This is a genomic window from Rhodococcus quanlei, from assembly GCF_055231015.1.
On record NZ_JBUYWD010000006.1, the window covers coordinates 180,923 to 199,922 of the forward strand.

Sequence of the window (19,000 nt, forward strand, 5' to 3'; positions counted from 1 at the left end):
AAACTTACGCACGATACGATAAATCGCAAGACTGTAAATAACGTATGTTGCAGGAGGATCCATGGCCAACGCGACAAGGTCCCGCAAAACCCTCGGCCTTCGAAAGGCGTACAAGGAGACGACACTGCACCGGTCCGTAGACCGAACCGCTGCAGTTCCGGTCACAAAAATTCGGCCGGTCACCCTCAAAAAGCTTGCGGCCCGATCCTCAGCCGGCGGCCACTTCATCGTCCGCAGATTCCCCGCCCGGCCGTCGCCCGGACCTGCCGCAAACAAGATTACGGTCGACGACGCGGCCCAGGACTTCCAGGCCTGGGCCAAAGAGATCAAAAGTGTGGTCTCCTCCTTCGAAATCGCAGCCCAAGACGTCGTTGGAGAGATAGGACTGGACTTCGTAGTCACCTTCAATCTGCGGGAGACCGGACTCACCTTGGAGTGGCTCACCAAGACGTTCCGCAACGCACTGGATACAGTCGAAGTACCCGCAGTTCGGGATCTCGTCATGAGGGCAGCTTTCGATGCCGGCAACACCGATGAGGTGACCATCCAGCTGCTCTCAGCGCTTCGTCAGGCTCGTAACGTCGTCGTTCACGGGACCGATCTGCTGTATTCGACCGTGGCAGAACCCGCCTCCATAGGACATGCAGGCGATCGGCTGGATGCCACGGAGGATCCTGATCGTCCCGACGTTGTCGAGTTGGGGACCACCACCGGTCACCTGACCTACGAACTGCCCATTTCTCTGTCTCGAGACACCCTCACGTCAATGCAGGTCTCCGAAGTTCTCTCCCCTCAAGGCAAGCCGAATCGCGCGCTGGCCAACAACAAGAGAAGATCGAATCAGCTACTCGGGCTCAAGGTTGGCAACTTGTACCGCTATCCGCGGTTCCAGTTCGACCGCGAACGCAAGCAGATCCGCCCGATCGCCGAGCACGCCAACCGGGCGATGGAATGCGCCCTCGACCCGTGGGGAACGCTCGACTGGTGGTTCACCGAGAACCACCTCATCGGCGGGGATCGACCTGCGGATCGGCTCGAGCAGGGCCTCCTGTCCAAGCACGATGTCGATCTCATGGTCGAGGCCGAACAGCTGGGCATGGACTGATCGGTGGCCACAGATCAATACAACGGCAGACGTCCACAAACACAGCTGATCCCCGCCGGGACCGAGCTACACCGGATCTCGAGCACGTCCTCGGACCACCCGCCAAACTCATTCAATCTGAAAGGTATCCGCCATCTAGGCCATCCGCTCCAGGGCAGGTTCGAGCCTGTAGATACCTCACACGGCGGGTATCTGTACGTCGCGTTCTCGCTCGCAGGCACGGTCGCGGAGGGCATCCTGCGCGACATCGACATTCCCTCTAGCGGCATCCTGCGACGCAAACGTCTCGCAGACAAAACTCACACGGTGATGGTTCTCGAACGCCACATCACTGTTGCGTCACTGCTGGATGGAGACCTGCAATCACTGAACCTGTCCGGAACCCTCGTCGGGTGCGGCCGGGACGGCTACAACTGGTGCCGATCCACGTGTCATGCCATTCTTGACACCCTCCTGCACGCAGATGGGGTGATCTATCGCTGCCGGAACAATCCGGCTGAGAAAGTACTGATACTGCTGGACCGCAATGACCTCGGCTCGACCGCACTGCGGATTGTCAGCTCTCAGGATGTACTGACCGACTCTGCCACGTTTGGACAGGTGGTGAAAGTGCTCGACGAGGTCCACCATCTGAAGTACATCGGTGACCGAGGAGCAAAACGTATCTGACTCCACGCAGCCAAGTGGTCGGTGACCGTTGCCTTGTGGTGAGCAAGTGTGAGCATGCTCATCTGGCAGTCCTCTTGCGAGGCGACGGTCCCGGTCTGATCAACCCTTGTCGGGTTACGTCGAAGATCTTGTGGCTGTGTCGGCCGCTGCGGTGCTGGACACTGTGGGGCTCGGTTCGGCGGAACGGTGGCGGCGATTCGAGTCGCAGCGCAGGATGGGATCAGCCTGACCGAGGAGGAGTCGTCGAATGGCAGATGCGGTGACCGGCCCGCTGGACGGATACCGGGTGATCGAACTCGGCACGTTGATTGCGGGCCCGTTCGCAGGAAGGCTGCTCGGCGACATGGGTGCCGACGTCATCAAGATCGAATCACCGGACCGGCCCGATCCGCTACGAACCTGGGGGCAGGCCGAGCGGGACGGGCACCGATTCTTCTGGACGGTGCACGCCCGCAACAAGCGGTGTGTGACGTTGGACCTGCGCGTCACCGAGGGGCGCGAACTGTTCCTCGACCTCGTGGAGCAGACAGATGTTGTGGTCGAGAACTTCCGTCCCGGCACCCTGGAGCGGTGGGGTCTGGGGTTCGACGTGCTGTCCGAGCGGAATCCGGGGCTGGTGCTCGCCCGGGTGTCCGGGTACGGGCAGACCGGACCGAAGGCCGGAAGCGCCGGCTACGCCTCGGTGGCCGAGGCCGTCAGCGGGTTCCGTCATCTCAACGGCTATCCGGGCCAGGCTCCGCCGCGTATCGCTCTCTCGCTGGGTGATTCGCTCGCCGGAATGTTCGCTGCGCAAGGTGTTCTGGCAGCGCTACTGGCGCGCGAGAAGACCGGCCGCGGGCAGGTGGTCGACGTCGCCCTCACCGAGTCCTGCCTCGCAGTGCAGGAATCGACCATCCCCGATTACGACGTGGGCGGTGTGGTCCGACAGCCCTCCGGCACCCGGTTGGACGGCATCGCGCCGTCCAACATCTACGCCGTCGCCGACGGAAGTTGGGTGGTGATCGCCGCCAACCAAGACACCCTGTTCGCGCGCCTCTGCGAGGTGATGGGGGTGCCCGAACTGGCGCAGGACCTACGCTTTCGAACACATGTCGACCGCGGCCGTAACCAAGACGAACTCGACGAGATGATCGCCGCATGGGCTGCGCAGCAGGATCCCGACACGATCGTGGAGAAGCTTACGGCCGCCGGCGTGGTGTGCGGTCCCATCAATACCGTCGAGGACGTGGTGAAAGACCCACAGCTCATCGAACGCGGGATGCTGGTACAGCACTTCGACGAACGCATCGACTCGGATGTGCTCGGTCTCGGCGTGGTGCCCACGTTCAGTCAGACGCCGGGGTCGGTCCGGCGTGCCGGTGCGCCGAACCCGGGGACCGACAACCACGGGGTGTGGTGCGAATTGGTCGGCAAATCGGACGACGAACTATGGGCGTTGCGTGAGAAAGGCGTGATCTGAATGATTCCCGAGGCGGTCAGCATTCGTGAGGTCGGCCCCCGCGACGGCCTCCAGATCGAGGATCCGGTGCCGCTGGAAGCGAAGATCCGGCTACTGGAGGCGCTCGCCCAGACGGGGGTGCCGCGTATCGAGGCCACCTCGTTCGTGTCGCCCCGCGCGGTTCCTGCGCTGGCCGACGCGGCGGACCTTGCTGCCGAACTACACAGGTGGCCGGACGTGGAGTTCTCGGCCCTGGTCGCCGGGATCGGCGGCACGAAGAGGGCGCTGGCGGCCGGTATGCGGACGGTCGAATACGTGGTGTCGGCAGCGGACGGGCACAGCCGTGCCAACGTCGGGTCGTCCACCGACGACGCGGTGGCGCGGATCGAGGACATCGTCCGGCTCGTTCATGGGGAGGGCGGCAAGGTCGAGGTCATCATCGCCACGGCCTGGGACTGCCCGTTCGACGGGCCTACCGAGCAGGAGCGTCCGTTGTGGATAGCCGAGCATGCGGTCGAATGGGGTGCCGACCAGATCTCCGTCGCGGACACCATCGGCACTGCCACGCCGGGGCGGGTGTCGAGGCTGATCGAGTCGATTCATTCTCGCCTGGGCGATGTGAATCTGGGGGCGCATTTCCACAACACCCGAGGGGTGGGCCTGGCCTGTGCCCTCACGGCAGTGGAGCACGGGGTTCGGTATCTGGACGCGTCCGTCGGCGGTCTGGGCGGATGCCCGTTCGCTCCTGGTGCGAGTGGGAACATCGCCACCGAGGAGCTGGCCTTCATGTTGTCGGACCTCGGCGTCGGTACCGGTGTAGACATTGCAGCTGTGATCCGGGCGGCGGAAGTGGCCGAAGAGATCGTCGGGCACGAGGTGCCGAGCAACCTGCTGCGCGCCGGACTGCCGGCACCCGTCACCGGCTGAACAAACTTAAAATCAGTCTGGACTGTTTTGTAGTTGTCACATACGGTGCTGATTGTGACTCCGAACACAGAACTGGCTGGGCCGGCTCCGGCAAAGCAGACGCGAACCCAATCAGAGCGCACCGCGACCATGCGCGGCACCCTGCTCGACGCCACGATCGACTCGTTGGTCGAACACGGGTACGCACGTACCAGCACTCAGGGCATTGCTCGTAGGGCGGGCGTCTCACGCGGTGCTCAGTTGCACCACTTTCCGACCAAGGAGTCGCTGGTGGTGGCGGCGGTGGAGTATCTCGTAGAGAAGCGGCTGGCCGAAATTCTCGCCGTCGACGCCACTGAGGAGCCGGGGCTCGAGCTGCTCGCCGACGCATTCTCGGGCCCGCTTTTCTACGCGGCGCTCGAACTGTGGGTGGCCGCGCGAACCGACGCTGTTCTGCACGAAGCGATGGTTCCACTCGAACGGACCATCACCGAAGCGTTGCACGCCGGTTGCTCGGAGCTTTTCGGAGAAAGGTTCGATTCCGACTCCATCGAGCTCAGCATCGAACTCGTTCGCGGGTTGGCGGTGTCGGCACTGTTTCGTTCACAGGAAGCGGACCGTGAATTCCGCGCACGGCTACTACCGCTATGGCAATCGAAGGTGGAGAACTCATGAGACTTCCCGAGCACGTACGAACGCTCGTGGTGGGCGCCGGATTTGCCGGTATCGGCCTTGCCGAGCGCATTCTCCGCGACGACCCGGGCGCGGATGTGGTGATCATCGAACGGGGTTCGGACGTCGGCGGAACCTGGCGCGACAACACCTACCCCGGCTGTGCGTGCGACGTGCCCACATCGCTCTACTCCTTTTCGTTCGCGCCGAGCGCAGCATGGAGCCACACGTTCGCGCGGCAGCCCGAGATCTACGCCTACCTGCGGAAGGTCGCAACCGACAAAGGCATTCGGGATCGGGTGATCACCGATTGTGAACTTGTGGATGCGGTGTGGGACGCAACCGAGGAGCTCTGGCGCATCACCACGGGCCTGGGAACTCTGAGCGCGAACATGCTCGTGGCGGCCACCGGTGCATTGTCGACGCCCAGCATCCCGGACATCCCCGGGCTGGAGACGTTCGGCGGCACCGTATTCCATTCGGCCACCTGGAACCACGATCACGATCTGACGGGAGAGCGGGTGGCGGTCATCGGCACGGGCGCTTCCGCCGTGCAGTTCGTGCCGGAGATCGCGGATGCAGTGACGCACCTGACCGTCTTTCAGCGCACACCGGCCTGGGTTCTCCCGCGTCTCGACCGCCGGCTCCCAGCGCTCGAGAAGCTCCTCTACCGACGTCTTCCGTTCGCGCAGAAAGTGGTGCGCGGATCCGTCTATACGCTGCGCGAGGCGCTGGGGGGCGTGCTGTCTCACGCAACAGGTCTTTTGCCGTTGTTCGAGGTCGCCGCGAAAGCACACCTGTTTCGGCAAGTACGCGACCGAGAACTCCGGAGGAAGTTGACACCCGGTTTCACGATCGGGTGCAAACGGATGTTGTTGTCCAACGATTGGCTGCGCACACTGGATCGCTCCGATGTGTCCTTGGTGGATTCGGGACTCGCCGCCGTCACCGACAGTGGCGTGGTGGACGCAGCGGGGAACGAACACGAGGTCGACACGATTATCTTCGCAACGGGCTTCACACCGACGGAACCGCCTATTGCACACGGTATTCGATCAGGTGGACGCACCCTGGCAGCGCACTGGGACGGCAGCCCGAGCGCGTACAAGGGGACAACCGTGGCAGGGTTTCCCAACCTGTTTCTGATGTACGGGCCGAACACCAATCTCGGACACAGCTCGATCGTGTACATGTTGGAGTCCCAAGCCGCATACATCGCCGATGCCATCCAACTGATGAAACGCACGGGAGCCGGTTCCGTGGAGATCTGCGAAGCGGCACAGGCACGCTACAACGACGAGATTCAGCGTGATCTGCACTCCACCGTATGGAACAAGGGCGGTTGCTCGAGCTGGTATTACGACTCGCAGGGGCGCAACTCGGTTCAATGGCCCACGTTCACCTTCGAATTTCGTGCGCAGCTTTCGCATTTCGACAGACAGAACTATGTCGTCGGTAGCGCACCCGAGGGAGCAAGCGCATGACCCACTACGACGTCGTCGTGATCGGCTCGGGGTTCGGTGGCAGCGTCGCAGCACTGCGGCTCACCGAGAAGGGGTACCGGGTCGGTGTTCTCGAGGCAGGCCGCCGGTTCGAAGACCACGAGCTGCCCGAGACCAGCTGGCGCCTGCGTCGCTACCTGTGGGCGCCGTGGATGGGTTGTTATGGGGTGCAACGCATCCATCTGCTACCCGATGTTCTGGTCATGGCCGGTGCCGGGGTGGGCGGGGGCTCGCTGAACTACGCGAACACGCTGTACCAGCCGCCGCGCCGATTCTTCGAGGACAAGCAGTGGTCGCACATCACCGACTGGCACGGGGAATTGGATCCGTACTACCAGCAGGCCAGACGAATGCTGGGTGTGAACACCAACCCGTCCTTCACGCCGGCGGACGCAGTGATGCGCGACGTGGCAGAGGAGATGGGTGCAGCAGACACCTTCACATCGACGCCGGTGGGCGTCTACTTCGGTACGCCCGGCACGCGTGTTGCGGACCCGTACTTCGGGGGAGTGGGGCCCGATCGCACCGGGTGTACGGAGTGCGGCGCCTGTATGACCGGATGCAGGGTGGGAGCAAAGAACACCCTCGTCAAGAACTACCTGTACCTAGCCGAACGCGCGGGGGCGCGCATCCATTCGTTGACGACGGTGAAGGAGCTCCGGCCACGTCCGAACGGCGGATACGAAGTGCGCACCCGCCGCACCGACGGTATCCGAAAACGAGAGACCACTTTCACCGCCGATCAGGTGGTGGTCGCCGCAGGAACCTACGGGACGGCGCGTTTGCTCCTCGCGATGCAGGAATCGGCGGCATTGCCCAACCTGTCACCGCGGTTGGGGTCGGTGGTGCGCACCAACTCCGAGGCCGTACTGGCGGCAACGTCGAAGAGCCGTGACACGGACTTCACCGAGGGCGTTGCGATCACATCGTCGTTCCATCCGGATGACCACACGCACATCGAGCCGGTGCGGTACGGCAAAGGCAGCAACGCGATCGGACTGCTCCAGACGGTCCTCAGCGACGGCGGCGGACGGGTTCCGCGCCTGTTGAAGACGGTGGCCGTGGCGCTTCGGCATCCCGGCGCGTTCGCCCGCAGTCTGTCGGTGCGCCACTGGTCCGAGCGCACGGTCATCGCGCTGGTGATGCAAACGGACGACAACTCTCTCGAACTGACGAAGGGCAGACGACGCTTCGGTCGGGCAGTCGTGTCCCGGCCGGGATCGGGGACAGCGCCGCCGTCGTGGATTCCCCAAGGGCACACGGCCATCAGGAAGGCGGCGCGCAAGATCGGGGGTGATGCGGGAGGATCCCTCGCCGACGTCGTCAACATCCCCATGACCGCGCACTTCCTCGGTGGATGCGCGATTGGTGACTCACCCGAGACCGGCGTGGTGGACCCGTATCTGCGGGTATACGGGCACGAGGGCCTACACGTGTCCGACGGTTCGGTGGTGAGCGCCAACCTCGGTGTCAACCCCTCGCTCACGATCACCGCCCAGGCCGAACGCGCATTCGCACTGTGGCCCAACAGGGGTGAGCGGGATCCGCGACCCGAGCCGGGCACTCCGTACGTACGTATTCGCCCTGTCCCGCCGCATGATCCGGCCGTTCCCGCTCACGCACCCGGTGCGTTGCGCCTACCGACCGACACGAGACGAGAGGAGCCCGTCGATGTGGAGCGTGGCTGAATCGACCACCGAGCGCATCGACTGGCCGACGAGCGGGCCACCCCCGTGGCCGGCACGCGTCCGTGCCACGATCTGGTGGCACCGCAGCACTGCCGAGGCGTGTCGGATCGGTACGGGCGGTCCGCGAGATGGCGTCGTTCCGCTCACCCTGGCAATGATGGTGGAGTACCTGGAATCGCCGGTGGGACAGTATCGCGAGATACTCGCGAGTCCCGTGCTGCGGGCGCCGGGTGTCAGAACGGGCCTTTTTCCGCGGATGGCGGTTCCGTTCATCGCCGTGGACTCCGAGGCATCCGTGCACGGCGGCCGGACACACTGGCGGCTTCCCAAGGTGATGGCAGACTTCGACGGTGACGTGCTCGGCGGCTTCTCAGCTTCGGGCGTCGGCTGGCAGGTGTCGACGGCAACGACGCCCCACGGCCCACGGCTGCCCATCGCCGGTGCACTCGGCTTCGCGCAACCGGACGGGCAAGGTGACCGTCTCTCGGTGGCGTCGGCGCGTTTACGGGGTCACGGTCGGTTCGCGCGGGTGGAGGTTCGAGCCGATGGGCCGACGCTCGATAGCTGGTTGACTCCCGGCCCCCACTTCGGTGCCGTGATCACGGACGGACAGATGACGACTGGCGCTGCGGTGATCGACTGACGTCGACGTCCATAAGGGTGTGCGATGTCGCGACGATTGTCGGCGGCGACGGTGAATCCTCTTTTCTTGACTAATTCCAGAAAAGGGGCATACTGGTTCCCATGAGACACGACATGGATCCCGCAGCGCTGTTGCGCAGTGTGGGCCTACGTGTCACTGCGCCACGTGTTGCGGTGCTGAATGCGGTGACAGCCCAACCGCATTCGGACGTCGACGACATCGCGACAGTCGTGCGCCGTGAGCTCGGGAAAGTCTCGACTCAGGCGGTGTACGACGTACTCAAGGCGTGTACGGCGGCGGGTCTGCTCCGTCGCATCGAACCGGCCGGGTCTCCCGCGCGCTTCGAAACGCGGATCGGAGACAACCACCACCATCTCGTGTGCCGGAGCTGCGGCACAGTCGTGGATGTCGACTGCACGATCGGTGCGGCGCCGTGCCTCGAGCCGTCGCGCAGTCACGGCTTCGTCGTCGACGAGGCCGAGGTCGTGTTCTGGGGTCTGTGCGAGCAGTGCCGAACACTGCACGCCACTGCACCCTGACGCCCTGACTTCCTGACGCTCTGAACAGCTCTTTCCGCTCATCCCGTCCGACCACCCTCGACGAGGAGGATTTGTCATGCCCACAACGCCCGCAACAACCACGAACGCCGGTATCCCGGTCGCAAGCGACAACGAATCGCTGACCGCCGGCAAGCAGGGCCCGATCCTGCTCCACGACCATTACCTGATCGAGAAATTGGCTCACTTCAACCGTGAGCGCGTCCCGGAACGCGTCGTCCACGCGAAGGGCGGCGGTGCCTTCGGTGAACTCGAGGTCACCGGTGACGTCAGCAAGTACACGAAGGCGAAGCTGTTTCAACCGGGTGCGAAAACGGAGTCTCTGGTTCGGTTTTCAACCGTGGCAGGTGAACAGGGCGCCCCGGACACGTGGCGTGACCCGCGCGGTTTCGCGGTGAAGTTCTACACCGAGGACGGCAACTACGACCTCGTGGGCAACAACACGCCCGTCTTCTTCATCAAGGATCCGATCAAGTTCCCGGACTTCATCCACTCGCAGAAGCGCCTGCCGGGATCAGGCCTGCGTGACCACAACATGCAGTGGGATTTCTGGACTCTGCGCCCCGAGTCCGCGCACCAGGTGACCTGGGTGATGGGTGACCGTGGCATTCCGAAGACGTGGCGCCACATGGACGGCTTCGGATCGCACACCTACCAGTGGATCAATGCCGACGGGGAACGGTTCTGGGTGAAGTACCACTTCAAGACCGACCAGGGCATCGACTTCCTCACGCAGGCCGAGGCGGACGAGCTGGCCGGCACGAGCCCCGATCATCACCGGGCGGATCTGTACAACGCCATCGAGCGGGGAGAGTTCCCGAGCTGGACACTCAAGGTGCAGGTCATGCCGGTCGGCGAGGCCGAGGGCTACCGCGTGAACCCGTTCGACCTGACCAAGGTGTGGTCGCAGCAGGACTACCCGCTGATCGAAGTCGGTAAGTGGACGTTGAACCGTAACCCGGACAACTTCTTCGCCCAGATCGAGCAGTCGTCTTTCGCTCCCTCCAATGTCGTGCCCGGGATAGGTTTCTCACCGGACAAGATGCTGCTCGGCCGTGTCTTCTCGTACGCGGACGCGCACCGGTACCGGATCGGCGCCAATTACGAGCAGCTCCCGGTGAACGCACCCAAAGCGACGGTGAATTCGTACTCGATCGACGGTGCTATGCGGTATTCGACCAACCCGCCGCAGGCTCCGGTGTACGCACCGAACTCGTACGGCGGCGCGCACGCGGACCCCGCACGTGCAGGCGACGAAGGGCAGTGGGGGTTCGACGGGCAGGCGATCCGCGCCGGATACGTCGAGCACCCGGAGGACGGCGATTTCACGCAGGCCGGAACTCTCGTCCGTGAGGTGCTGAGTGACGAGGAGCGCGACCGGTTGGTCGACAACATCGTCGGTCACGTACTCGGAGGCGTCAGCGAACCCGTGCAGCTGAGGGTCTTCGAGTACTGGAAGAACGTCGACGAGGACCTTGGGAAACGCGTCGAAGAGGGGGTGCGTGCCGGTCAGCAAGGCTGACCGGGCGCCCGCCTCAGAGCAGCCCGAACCAGTACACGGCACAAGCAAGTGCGAACACGACCACCGTCTCCATGACGACCCTCCTCCAGTGGAACCCGAACTGACTCCATCATCCATCGCGGAGGGCCGAAACGCCCAATCCGGGCAGCGGAATTTTTCAAGATGTAGCCGAAAGTGAGGTAATCATGAACACGCCTGTCACGAGCGCACTCGATACCGATCAGCAGAAGATCACCGGCACAGCCCTCCAGGGCACTGTGGTGGACCTCATAGATCTGTCCTTGATCGCCAAGCAGGCGCACTGGAATGTGATCGGACAGAATTTCCGGTCCGTGCATCTCGCGCTCGACGAGCTCGTCGCCGCAGCCCGCGCGTTCACCGATCAGGCAGCAGAGCGGGCGGCCTCGATCGGGGTCAGCCCCGACGGGCGTGCCGCGACGGTCGCCAAGGATTCTGGAACCAAGGGCTTCGGCGAAGGCTGGACCAAGGACACCGAGGTCACGGCCGCCGTGGTCGGCAACCTGACCGCCGTGATCGAGCGACTGCGTGAGCGAATCGGTGACACCGCGTCCGCCGACCCGGTCACACAGGATCTCTTGATCGGGATCACAGCGCGCCTCGAGCAGTTGCACTGGATGTGGCAGGCGCAGATCGCCTGACCCAGTCGACGGGGATGCACGGCGAGGAGGACGACGCCTCGGGCCTCTGCGCCGTGCATCCGGATCGTGGGACGGCCGGTGTCATGGACTGGCGACCCGCAACGGCAGCACGCCCTGGTGGATCCGGCCGGCGATCTCGATCCGCGTCAGATGCACCTCGACACCGAAGGCCCGCCGCATGTGAGCGGGCGTGATCACCTCCTCGGTGGGCCCGAAGCAGGGCTTGTCGTACGCACTGAGCAGGAGCGAGCAGTCTGCGGTCTGCAGCGCGTGGGATGGGTAGTGCGTGTTCATCACCACCGAGATGCCGCGCTGGTGCGCGAGGGTGTCGAGCAGGTCCAGGACGATGAGTTGGTTCTTGAAGTCGAGGCCGGTCTCCGGCTCGTCGAGTACGAGCACCGCCGGCTCGGCGACGAGGGCGCGGGCGATGAGCACCATCTGGAACTGGCCGCCGCTCATCTGCCCGCACGGCACGTGGTGTAGGTGGCTGATTCCGATATCCGCCATCACCTGTTCGGCCATCCGGACCTCACGTGCGCCGGGTTGGGAGAGCAGGGGCAGATGGGCGCTGCGGCCGATGGTGACCATGTCGAGCCCCGTCAGAGACACGGAGGATGCGTTACGCGCTTGGGGCACGTAGGCGACGCGGCGCCACAGTTCGGTGGGGCGCATGGTGGCGATATCGTTCCCGTCGAGCGTGCTGACCCCGGAAGTCCAGGGCAGCAGGCCCACCATGCACCGCAGCAGGGTGGTCTTGCCGACGCCGTTGGGGCCGAGGATGGCAAGGATCTGCCCGGCCTCGACAGTGAAGGAGATGTCTCGGAGGACGGGCTGGCGCCGACGGTAGCCGAAGGTGCCGGACTCGATGACCAGAGTCATTCCCATTTCCCCCCGGTCTTGCGCAACAGCACCACGAAGAACGGCGCGCCGACGAAGGCGGTCAGCACCGAGATCGGGATCTCCGACGTGCTGACGGTGCGGGCAAGGGTGTCGATGACCAGTAAGAACGTGGCTCCGAGGAGGACACTGATCGGGACCACGAAGCGGTTGTTGTTGCCGCAGAGCATTCGGGCGCAGTGCGGGATCAGCAGCCCGACCCACCCGACCTGCCCGCACATCGACACCGCCGAGGCGGTGATGAGGGTGGCCGCCACGATGATGATCGCCCGCGTGCGGCGGATGTTCATGCCCGATGCCCGTGCCTCGTCTTCGCTCAGCGCGAGGACGTTCAGTCGCCATCGCAACAGTACGATCACCGCCACCCCCAGGAGGATGACAGGGACGCCGATGAGCAGACTCTCGCCGCTCGCGCCGGCGAGGGAACCCATCAGCCAATAAGTGATCTGCGGGAGCTTCTCGTTGGGGTCGGCGGTGTACTTGAGCATCGAGAGGATCGCGGTGGCGATGGCCGCGACCACGACGCCGGAGAGGATCAACATCACGATATTGCTGCGGCCGTTGGTCTTGGAGATCGCGATCGTCAGCGCTACCGCGCACAGCCCGAACACCAGCGAGATCAGCTGCACGCCGATCATCGGGAGGCTCAGGATCAACCCGAGCACGGCGCCCACGGAGGCACCCGCAGTGACGCCGAGGGTGTCGGGGGTGGCCAGGGGATTGGCGAAGATGCTCTGGAACGCGGCCCCGGCGCATGCGAGGCCCGCGCCGACAATGACGGCGAGCACGATGCGCGGCAACCGCAACCCGAACACGACGGAGTCCAGCACGGGGCTCACCGCATCGCCGCCGAGCCGCGAGCCGAGCGCGGCGACCACTTCCCCTGCCGATAAGGGGAAGCGGCCTGCCCCGACGCACAGCGCCGCCGAAACGGCCAGTGCCAGGACCAGCGCGGCGGGTACCCACCAACGCAGGCGCCCTTCGCTGACCGCGAGGTCACTCATGCGCGAAGTGACCCTGGTAGATCGAGTTCGCCTGCTCCTTGCCGAGATCGAACCCGTAGATCGCCCGGTAGTAGTCCTGGGTCTCCGCGATGAGGTCGATGTCGTCGAAGTTCGCCGGGTAAAGGACCTTGCCCAGCCATTCGGCGATCAACGGAGCATCCGGGTTCGGTGTGAACCAGCTCCACATGCCCAGGTCGTTGCTGAACACGGTGCCCTCCTGCACCGCGCGCAGCGCTGACAGGTCGAGGCCGTCGACGGTGTTCGTGAGCATCTGTTCGGGGGTGATTCCGGCCTGGCCGGACCCTCCTATCAGGATCACGTCCGGGTCCCACGCCAGGATCTGCTCAGCGGTGACGGCCGCCAACCCGCCCTGGGCGCCGACCGCGGCGTTGTCGGCATTGACCGCCTGGAGCCAGTAGTACCCGAAGAACGGGGTCTCGCCCGCCACACGGAGGGTGCCCGAGGAATAGTTGAAGATGATCAGAACGCTGCGTTTCGCTTCCGCGGCGATCCCCTCTGTCCGGCTGGTGGTCTCGGCGATCATCTCGGTGCCGCGAGCTATCACCGCGTTCATCTTCCCGGGCTCCTGAAACACGTCCTCGAGGAGTCTCAGCCAGTCCTGATACACCGTGGTCGGGTCACCGCTGGTGGAGAAGCCGACGGCGGGTATTCCCGCGGTGGCGAACAGTTCCGCGTGGCCGGTGTTGTTCGCGTTGTAGAAGACGACGTCGGGTGCGAGCTCGAGCAGCGTCTCGACGTTGAGCTCGCCGTTGTCGTAGTAGCTGGTGTCCACCTCGAGGATCTCCGGTGCCATGTCCGCGACCACCGTCTCCTCGAGTGAGCGCACCACCGCGTCGGACATGCCCACCAGGTGCGGGGCGTCACCCTGGTGATACGCAACATAGGTCGAGGCCAGGGGGATCTCGTCGATGGCAACCCGCTCGATATCGGCGGGAATGATCACCTCCTCGCCGGTGTGGTCGACGATGGTGATGGTGTCCGTGCCGTCGGCATCGGTGTTCGCTGCGCAGCCGACCAGCGCCAGGGCCATGGTGCCCGCGAGGACGAGAGCAGAGAATCTACGTGGCATCGAATTGTCTTTCGGGCTAGGAGGTGATGCTCCGCGCGCCGCGGAGCTGTGGCGAACCGGCGCATCAGCCGACGAGGGTGACGATCAGCCGGGCCCGCTCCCGCGCGGTCACTTCATGCGGGTTCTCTGCGGCAACATGCAGGATGGCTCCGGTTCGCAGCGTGTGGATGTTGCCGTCCACGGCGAAGTCCACCGACCCCTCGACGACGTGCACGAGGATCGGCAGGGGCGCCTTGTGCTCCGCGAGGACCGCGCCCTTGTCGAAGGCGAGTTGCCGGATGCGGAACCCGTCCCCGTCGAACGTGAAGTGCGGGGAAACCTTTCCGTCGAGGATGGGGTTCTGCTCGGCGAGCGCACCGAGACCGTCAGCGACGAGGGCGGTGGACGATTCGGACATGGCGGGAGTCTCCCTTCTCAGGAATCAATGATGTTAGCCTTGCCTAATTAGATACGGTGATGCTCGCACATTGCGCGGGGGATGTCCGTTGCCATGGCAACCAGCACCACGAGAGGCGTGTCACAGTGAAGGGTTCGGTCGAACGGGATCGGCAGTGGATTGCACAGGCTGCGCAGAGCGAACTGTTCGCCGGCTTCTCGGAACGCGAGATCGTGCAGGTGACCGACTGTCTGGGCGCACACTTGGTCGCGTTCTCCCCTGGGCAGGTGCTGGTGCGGGGTAACTCGCGAGTGGGTGCGGTCGGCCTGGTCCTCGACGGTTCGGTGTTCGTCAGCGCGTACGACGAGAGTGGTTCGCGCAACCTTGTCAGCGCAATGACGAGAGGAGAGGTGTTCGCGGAGGATCTGCTCGCGCACGCCAACCACCACACGGAGCATGCTGTGACCGGTGCGGAGTCAGGACGAGTGTTGCTACTCGGTATGGACAAGATCGTGCATGCGCAGGGGCCACTGTGTCATTTGCGGAGCCGCGTCGTCGAGAATCTCTTCCGCGTCATGGCGGCGAAGAATCGGATGCTGCGGAAGAAGCTCTTGGTCGTCTCCCGGAAGTCTTTGCGCGATCGGATCGTCTTGTTCCTCGAGGAGCAGCAGAAGAATGCCACGTCCTCGAACTTCACCGTGGTGTTCTCCCGTGCGGAACTTGCCGATTATCTCAATGTCGACCGTGCGGCGCTCTCCCGAGAGTTGACGCGGATGAGAAGCGAGGGCCTGATCGACTTCCACCGGAACAGCTTCGAGGTGAAGTCGGACCTCGCCGCATACTGGACCGAGACCTCCGCCGCGCTCGACTGAATCTCCCGGGTGTGCCCGCGGGCGAGAACTGTTCTTGCCCAGTCGATTGGTGAACTGTCGGACAGCATTGCTAGGTTGAACCGCACTCCGGCGTGTGCGTGAACCTTCGCACCGAACTGTTTGTGCGAAAGGTGCTGTCTTCCATGGTGATGGGTGCGACCCACGCAATGTCGGGTGCTGCGGTGGGGCTTGTCGTCGCAGACCATCTTCCCCTCGAGTGGGGAGGCCCGACCTCCACGGCCGAGACCTTCACCTTTGCGGCAGTGTGTGCCGGTGCCGCCCTGATTCCAGATCTCGACACCACACAGTCCACCGTGTCCAGGTCGTTCGGGCCGTTCAGCAAACTGCTAGCCCGGGCGATCGATTCGATCTCACTCGGCTTCTACACGATCACCAAGGGTGGCAAAGATGGAAAGCGCCGCGGCGGGCACCGAACCTTCACGCACACCGCGCTTTTCGCCGGTGGACTCGGTGCGGGGGTTACCGCACTCGTGATGCACTTCGGGAAACCGGCGATCATGGGAGTGCTCTTCTTCGCAATGGGATTGGCGTTGCGGGGTCTGGCGGGCGAGTTTGCGAAGAAGAAGGGCTGGCTGGTGGTTTCGCTGCTGGCTGCTGCGTTCGCGGCGTTGACGTGGCAGTGGTATCCGACGGACGCCGGGTCCCTCGGTCTCGGCGTCGCAGTGGCACTCGGTTGCGTCACCCACTGCCTGGGCGACGCCATCACGAAAGAGGGGGTTCCTTTTCTGGCGCCGTTCATTCCGTGGCGGCGCGAACATTGGTGGGAATTGCGTCTGCCGTCGTTCCTGTCGATCCGGGCGGGGGGCAAGTTCGAGAAGATCGTGTTGGGTCCGGCCCTCACCTTGGCGGTGGTCGCACTCGGTGTGTGGGCGGTCGACGGCGCGCCGGAAGCGATCTACGACGCGTTCGTTCCGGCGGCGGTGCAGATGTGATTCGACCTCGCGGCCACTGAGCCTCAGCCGAGTCGGCGCACCTTCTCGACGACCCGCGTGAATACGTCGTCGAACTCCGACTTGGGCGGCTCCTCGAACGCGATGACCACAACGCTGTATTCGTCGACTGCTGCGTACCCGAGAAAGACTTCGGTGTCCGACCAGTCCGGGTTGTCAGGATCGCCGACCTCGTGCAGGATCGCGGCATCCTCGTCGGCGAGCGCTGGAGGAAGATCGAGGCTCTCCGTCCGATAACTGCGCTGGCTCGTGCTGCCGAAACTGGTGGACGTCACGGTGTGAGACGAGCACTGCCCGGTGTGCGCCTCGACCACCCGAGGTACATCCGTGCGTGTCTCGCTGACCAGCATCATGTACGCGCCGCCGCTTTCGAGGAGTGCGCCGCTGGCAGTGCCGTTCTCGATCAGGCGTGCACGTGCGTTGTCGGCGTAATGGCTCTCGCCCTCACAGTGGGCTGGAGCGAACACGGGATTCATATCCGCTCCGGTCCCGGAACTCGGGGCGTGGATGTTGAGGTTCAGGATCATCTGATCGTCGCGCGGAAGCCGGTGGACCTGCGCTCCGGCCGGCAACTCCGATGCTTCCAGCAACAGGTCCGCGACGTCGACGCCAGTGTCGTTGACTGAAGCCGTGTCCGGGCTCCCGCACGCGCTGGCTCCCAGCACACCCACTGCGGCGACGGCAATCAACCAGTTCTTCGACACGAGCTGTCCCTTCGAAACGATGAGGCCCTGTCCGAATTACATCCGGACAGGGCCTCATCTGTATCAACTCACTGTCGGGGTGGCGGGATTTGAACCCACGACCTCTTCGTCCCGAACGAAGCGCGCTACCAAGCTGCGCCACACCCCGTGTTGAACCTCGGCCAGCTTACAGTATCGAGTCAGTGGGGATTAAATCGCCAGGTCAGCCACGTAGTGCAGTCGACTCCGGTGGAGCTTTCAGGTTCCGCTCGGCACCCGCGTCGGGGCCACGATTCTTCGATGCCACCAACGTCAGGAGAGTGGCTTCGGGTCGGCAGCAGAACCGCAGCGGAACCCAAGGCGACGTTCCCAGCCCTGCCGAAACGTGAAGCTGGGTGTGCGCACCCCACGTCGACGGGCCCTTCACCCGCGAACGATCGATCTCACAATTGGTGACCAGTGCCCCGTAGAACGGCAGGCACAACTGACCGCCATGGGTGTGCCCGGCGAGAACGAGGTCGTAGCCGTCGTCGGCGAAACGGTCCAGCACCCGCGGTTCGGGGGAGTGTGTGATGCCGAGGCGCAGGTGTGCCAGAGGGTTCGGCGGCCCGGCGATCGTGTCGTATCGGTCCCGCTTCAAGTGCGGGTCGTCGACGCCCGCCGACGCAATACGAACGCCTGCCACCTCGAGTTCGCGGCGCACATGTGTGACGTCGTGCCACCCGCGTTCGGTGAACGCTGCCCGCAGATCACCCCAGGGCAAGGGGGCACCGAAAACCCGCTTGTTGGACTTCGTCAGGTAGTGGAAGGGATTCTTCGGCCGCGGCGCGAAGTAGTCGTTGCTACCGAAGACGAAGAGGCCGGGACGAGCGAGCAGGTTGCCCATCGACTGAACGACCGAGGGAACGGCACGCGGGTGCGCGAGATTGTCGCCGGTGTTGACGACGAGATCGGGATCGAGCCCGTCCAGTTCGCGAAGCCAGTTCTGTTTCAGCCGTTGTCCGGGCATCATGTGCAGGTCGCTGATATGCAGCACACGCAGGGACGATGCGCCCGGTTCGAGTACGGGCATCGTCACCTCGCGCAGCGCGAACGCATTGCGTTCGACGAGGGAGGAATAGCCGATCCCCAGTGCGGCGGCACCCGCCGTAGCGGCGGCAGTGCGGGTCAGATTGGTACGGAACTGGTCAGACACTCCTTCAGGATACTGATGGATGCAATCGAGATGCCGATTGTGATCAAGGGCGCGTAGCGTTCCGCTCATGCCGGACACACTCAAAGAACGACTTCGCGCTGACATGACCGCCGCCATGAAGGCCAAGGATGTGTTGCGCACATCGACCATTCGGATGCTCATGGCGGCTGTTCAGAAGGAAGAGGTCTCCGGGAAGGAGGCGCGCGAACTCACCGACGACGACATCGTCAAGATTCTCACCAAGGAATCCAAGAAGCGCGGTGAGGCCGCCGAGATCTACACCGAGAACGGGCGCGGGGAACTCGCTGCCAAGGAGCACGCGGAAGCGCAGATCATCGACGAATATCTGCCCACACCCCTCGACAACGCCGAACTCGCGGAAGTCGTCGACACCGCGATCGCGCAGGTTGCGGAAGAGATCGGGCAGCGACCGGCGATGAAGCAGATGGGTCAGGTCATGAAGGTGGCCACCGCTCTCGCCACAGGAAAGGCCGACGGCTCCCGAATCTCGGCAGCCGTCAAATCCCGCCTCTGACCTGCGTGTCAGTCGA

20 protein-coding genes and 1 tRNA gene are annotated in these 19,000 nt (G+C 64.1%); 14 read left to right on the forward strand and 7 right to left on the reverse strand.

Translation table 11 applies throughout. The annotated features are described in order from the left end of the window. Positions 1-61 precede the first annotated feature (61 nt). The 11 genes from ACZI8Q_RS05105 to ACZI8Q_RS05155 all read left to right on the forward strand — a co-directional run bounded on the left by ACZI8Q_RS05105 (position 62) and on the right by ACZI8Q_RS05155 (position 11,361). Positions 62-1,105, forward strand: coding sequence for a hypothetical protein (locus ACZI8Q_RS05105; protein ID WP_463372413.1), 1,044 nt, complete (start codon positions 62-64; stop codon positions 1,103-1,105). Positions 1,106-1,108: 3 nt separating this feature from the next. Beyond that, complete coding sequence (locus ACZI8Q_RS05110; RefSeq protein WP_463372414.1) at positions 1,109-1,774, forward strand: RES family NAD+ phosphorylase; 666 nt, start codon at positions 1,109-1,111, stop codon at positions 1,772-1,774. Between the two features lie 259 nt (positions 1,775-2,033). Beyond that, entirely contained in the window at positions 2,034-3,233 is a 1,200-nt protein-coding gene (locus ACZI8Q_RS05115; RefSeq protein ID WP_463372480.1) for a CaiB/BaiF CoA transferase family protein, read from the forward strand. Then, the gene (locus tag ACZI8Q_RS05120; protein WP_463372415.1) at positions 3,234-4,139 is read left to right on the forward strand and encodes a hydroxymethylglutaryl-CoA lyase; all 906 of its coding nucleotides are present in this window, start codon (positions 3,234-3,236) and stop codon (positions 4,137-4,139) included. It begins immediately after the preceding gene. 45 nt (positions 4,140-4,184) lie between these two features. Next, positions 4,185-4,793, forward strand: coding sequence for a TetR/AcrR family transcriptional regulator (locus ACZI8Q_RS05125; RefSeq protein WP_463372416.1), 609 nt, complete (start codon positions 4,185-4,187; stop codon positions 4,791-4,793). Next, positions 4,790-6,274 (forward strand): flavin-containing monooxygenase, encoded by a 1,485-nt coding sequence (locus tag ACZI8Q_RS05130; protein WP_463372417.1) that lies wholly within the window; start codon positions 4,790-4,792, stop codon positions 6,272-6,274. The genes ACZI8Q_RS05125 and ACZI8Q_RS05130 overlap by 4 nt, the downstream gene beginning before the upstream one ends. Continuing rightward, a complete protein-coding gene (locus ACZI8Q_RS05135) occupies positions 6,271-7,980 on the forward strand; it encodes an FAD-dependent oxidoreductase (RefSeq protein WP_463372418.1) in 1,710 nt (569 codons plus the stop codon). The genes ACZI8Q_RS05130 and ACZI8Q_RS05135 overlap by 4 nt, the downstream gene beginning before the upstream one ends. Beyond that, complete coding sequence (locus ACZI8Q_RS05140) at positions 7,964-8,623, forward strand: hypothetical protein (RefSeq protein ID WP_463372419.1); 660 nt, start codon at positions 7,964-7,966, stop codon at positions 8,621-8,623. The genes ACZI8Q_RS05135 and ACZI8Q_RS05140 overlap by 17 nt, the downstream gene beginning before the upstream one ends. Before the next feature lie 101 nt (positions 8,624-8,724). Continuing rightward, on the forward strand, positions 8,725-9,162 hold the full coding sequence (locus ACZI8Q_RS05145) for a Fur family transcriptional regulator (RefSeq protein ID WP_463372420.1): 438 nt from the start codon (positions 8,725-8,727) through the stop codon (positions 9,160-9,162). A 76-nt stretch (positions 9,163-9,238) separates the two neighbouring features. After that, on the forward strand, positions 9,239-10,702 hold the full coding sequence (locus tag ACZI8Q_RS05150) for a catalase (protein WP_463372421.1): 1,464 nt from the start codon (positions 9,239-9,241) through the stop codon (positions 10,700-10,702). A gap of 185 nt (positions 10,703-10,887) precedes the next feature. Then, positions 10,888-11,361: a Dps family protein gene (locus ACZI8Q_RS05155; protein ID WP_463372422.1), complete on the forward strand. Its 474-nt coding sequence runs from the start codon at positions 10,888-10,890 to the stop codon at positions 11,359-11,361. Between the two features lie 81 nt (positions 11,362-11,442). Here ACZI8Q_RS05155 and ACZI8Q_RS05160 read toward each other — a convergent pair whose 3' ends face one another. The 4 genes from ACZI8Q_RS05160 to ACZI8Q_RS05175 form a co-directional block, all read right to left on the reverse strand. After that, positions 11,443-12,240: an ABC transporter ATP-binding protein gene (locus ACZI8Q_RS05160; protein WP_463372423.1), complete on the reverse strand. Its 798-nt coding sequence runs from the start codon at positions 12,238-12,240 to the stop codon at positions 11,443-11,445. Next, entirely contained in the window at positions 12,237-13,262 is a 1,026-nt protein-coding gene (locus tag ACZI8Q_RS05165; protein WP_463372424.1) for a FecCD family ABC transporter permease, read from the reverse strand. Before ACZI8Q_RS05165 ends, ACZI8Q_RS05160 begins: the two co-directional genes overlap by 4 nt. Continuing rightward, positions 13,255-14,352 carry an ABC transporter substrate-binding protein gene (locus tag ACZI8Q_RS05170; RefSeq protein WP_463372425.1) on the reverse strand — a complete coding sequence of 366 codons (1,098 nt, stop codon included), beginning with the start codon at positions 14,350-14,352 and terminating at the stop codon, positions 13,255-13,257. The genes ACZI8Q_RS05165 and ACZI8Q_RS05170 overlap by 8 nt, the downstream gene beginning before the upstream one ends. Before the next feature lie 64 nt (positions 14,353-14,416). Then, positions 14,417-14,749 (reverse strand): cupin domain-containing protein, encoded by a 333-nt coding sequence (locus tag ACZI8Q_RS05175; RefSeq protein ID WP_463372426.1) that lies wholly within the window; start codon positions 14,747-14,749, stop codon positions 14,417-14,419. Between the two features lie 125 nt (positions 14,750-14,874). Between ACZI8Q_RS05175 and ACZI8Q_RS05180 the strand changes: the two genes are divergently transcribed. Both ACZI8Q_RS05180 and ACZI8Q_RS05185 read left to right on the forward strand, forming a co-directional pair. Further along, the gene (locus ACZI8Q_RS05180; RefSeq protein ID WP_463372427.1) at positions 14,875-15,600 is read left to right on the forward strand and encodes a Crp/Fnr family transcriptional regulator; all 726 of its coding nucleotides are present in this window, start codon (positions 14,875-14,877) and stop codon (positions 15,598-15,600) included. Positions 15,601-15,743: 143 nt separating this feature from the next. Beyond that, positions 15,744-16,553 carry a metal-dependent hydrolase gene (locus ACZI8Q_RS05185; RefSeq protein WP_463372428.1) on the forward strand — a complete coding sequence of 270 codons (810 nt, stop codon included), beginning with the start codon at positions 15,744-15,746 and terminating at the stop codon, positions 16,551-16,553. Positions 16,554-16,576: 23 nt separating this feature from the next. Here the strand turns inward: ACZI8Q_RS05185 and ACZI8Q_RS05190 are convergent, their stop codons facing one another. The 3 genes from ACZI8Q_RS05190 to ACZI8Q_RS05200 all read right to left on the reverse strand — a co-directional run bounded on the left by ACZI8Q_RS05190 (position 16,577) and on the right by ACZI8Q_RS05200 (position 18,449). Further along, the gene (locus ACZI8Q_RS05190; RefSeq protein ID WP_463372429.1) at positions 16,577-17,275 is read right to left on the reverse strand and encodes a hypothetical protein; all 699 of its coding nucleotides are present in this window, start codon (positions 17,273-17,275) and stop codon (positions 16,577-16,579) included. 74 nt (positions 17,276-17,349) lie between these two features. Further along, positions 17,350-17,423: transfer RNA gene (locus ACZI8Q_RS05195), tRNA-Pro, on the reverse strand. A gap of 54 nt (positions 17,424-17,477) precedes the next feature. Then, positions 17,478-18,449: a metallophosphoesterase gene (locus ACZI8Q_RS05200; protein ID WP_463372430.1), complete on the reverse strand. Its 972-nt coding sequence runs from the start codon at positions 18,447-18,449 to the stop codon at positions 17,478-17,480. A 67-nt stretch (positions 18,450-18,516) separates the two neighbouring features. Here ACZI8Q_RS05200 and ACZI8Q_RS05205 point away from each other — a divergent pair, with 67 nt between their 5' ends. Beyond that, positions 18,517-18,984 carry a GatB/YqeY domain-containing protein gene (locus ACZI8Q_RS05205; protein WP_463372431.1) on the forward strand — a complete coding sequence of 156 codons (468 nt, stop codon included), beginning with the start codon at positions 18,517-18,519 and terminating at the stop codon, positions 18,982-18,984. Positions 18,985-19,000 lie beyond the last annotated feature (16 nt).

Coding starts and splice junctions, on each gene's coding strand:
- ACZI8Q_RS05120 (WP_463372415.1), top strand. CDS start 3,234: ATGATTCCCGAGGCGGTCAGCATTCGTGAGGTCGGCCCCCGCGACGGC.
- ACZI8Q_RS05170 (WP_463372425.1), bottom strand. CDS start 14,352: ATGCCACGTAGATTCTCTGCTCTCGTCCTCGCGGGCACCATGGCCCTG.
- ACZI8Q_RS05130 (WP_463372417.1), top strand. CDS start 4,790: ATGAGACTTCCCGAGCACGTACGAACGCTCGTGGTGGGCGCCGGATTT.
- ACZI8Q_RS05175 (WP_463372426.1), bottom strand. CDS start 14,749: ATGTCCGAATCGTCCACCGCCCTCGTCGCTGACGGTCTCGGTGCGCTC.
- ACZI8Q_RS05140 (WP_463372419.1), top strand. CDS start 7,964: ATGTGGAGCGTGGCTGAATCGACCACCGAGCGCATCGACTGGCCGACG.
- ACZI8Q_RS05165 (WP_463372424.1), bottom strand. CDS start 13,262: ATGAGTGACCTCGCGGTCAGCGAAGGGCGCCTGCGTTGGTGGGTACCC.
- ACZI8Q_RS05135 (WP_463372418.1), top strand. CDS start 6,271: ATGACCCACTACGACGTCGTCGTGATCGGCTCGGGGTTCGGTGGCAGC.
- ACZI8Q_RS05150 (WP_463372421.1), top strand. CDS start 9,239: ATGCCCACAACGCCCGCAACAACCACGAACGCCGGTATCCCGGTCGCA.
- ACZI8Q_RS05145 (WP_463372420.1), top strand. CDS start 8,725: ATGAGACACGACATGGATCCCGCAGCGCTGTTGCGCAGTGTGGGCCTA.
- ACZI8Q_RS05105 (WP_463372413.1), top strand. CDS start 62: ATGGCCAACGCGACAAGGTCCCGCAAAACCCTCGGCCTTCGAAAGGCG.
- ACZI8Q_RS05155 (WP_463372422.1), top strand. CDS start 10,888: ATGAACACGCCTGTCACGAGCGCACTCGATACCGATCAGCAGAAGATC.
- ACZI8Q_RS05205 (WP_463372431.1), top strand. CDS start 18,517: ATGCCGGACACACTCAAAGAACGACTTCGCGCTGACATGACCGCCGCC.
- ACZI8Q_RS05160 (WP_463372423.1), bottom strand. CDS start 12,240: ATGACTCTGGTCATCGAGTCCGGCACCTTCGGCTACCGTCGGCGCCAG.
- ACZI8Q_RS05185 (WP_463372428.1), top strand. CDS start 15,744: ATGGTGATGGGTGCGACCCACGCAATGTCGGGTGCTGCGGTGGGGCTT.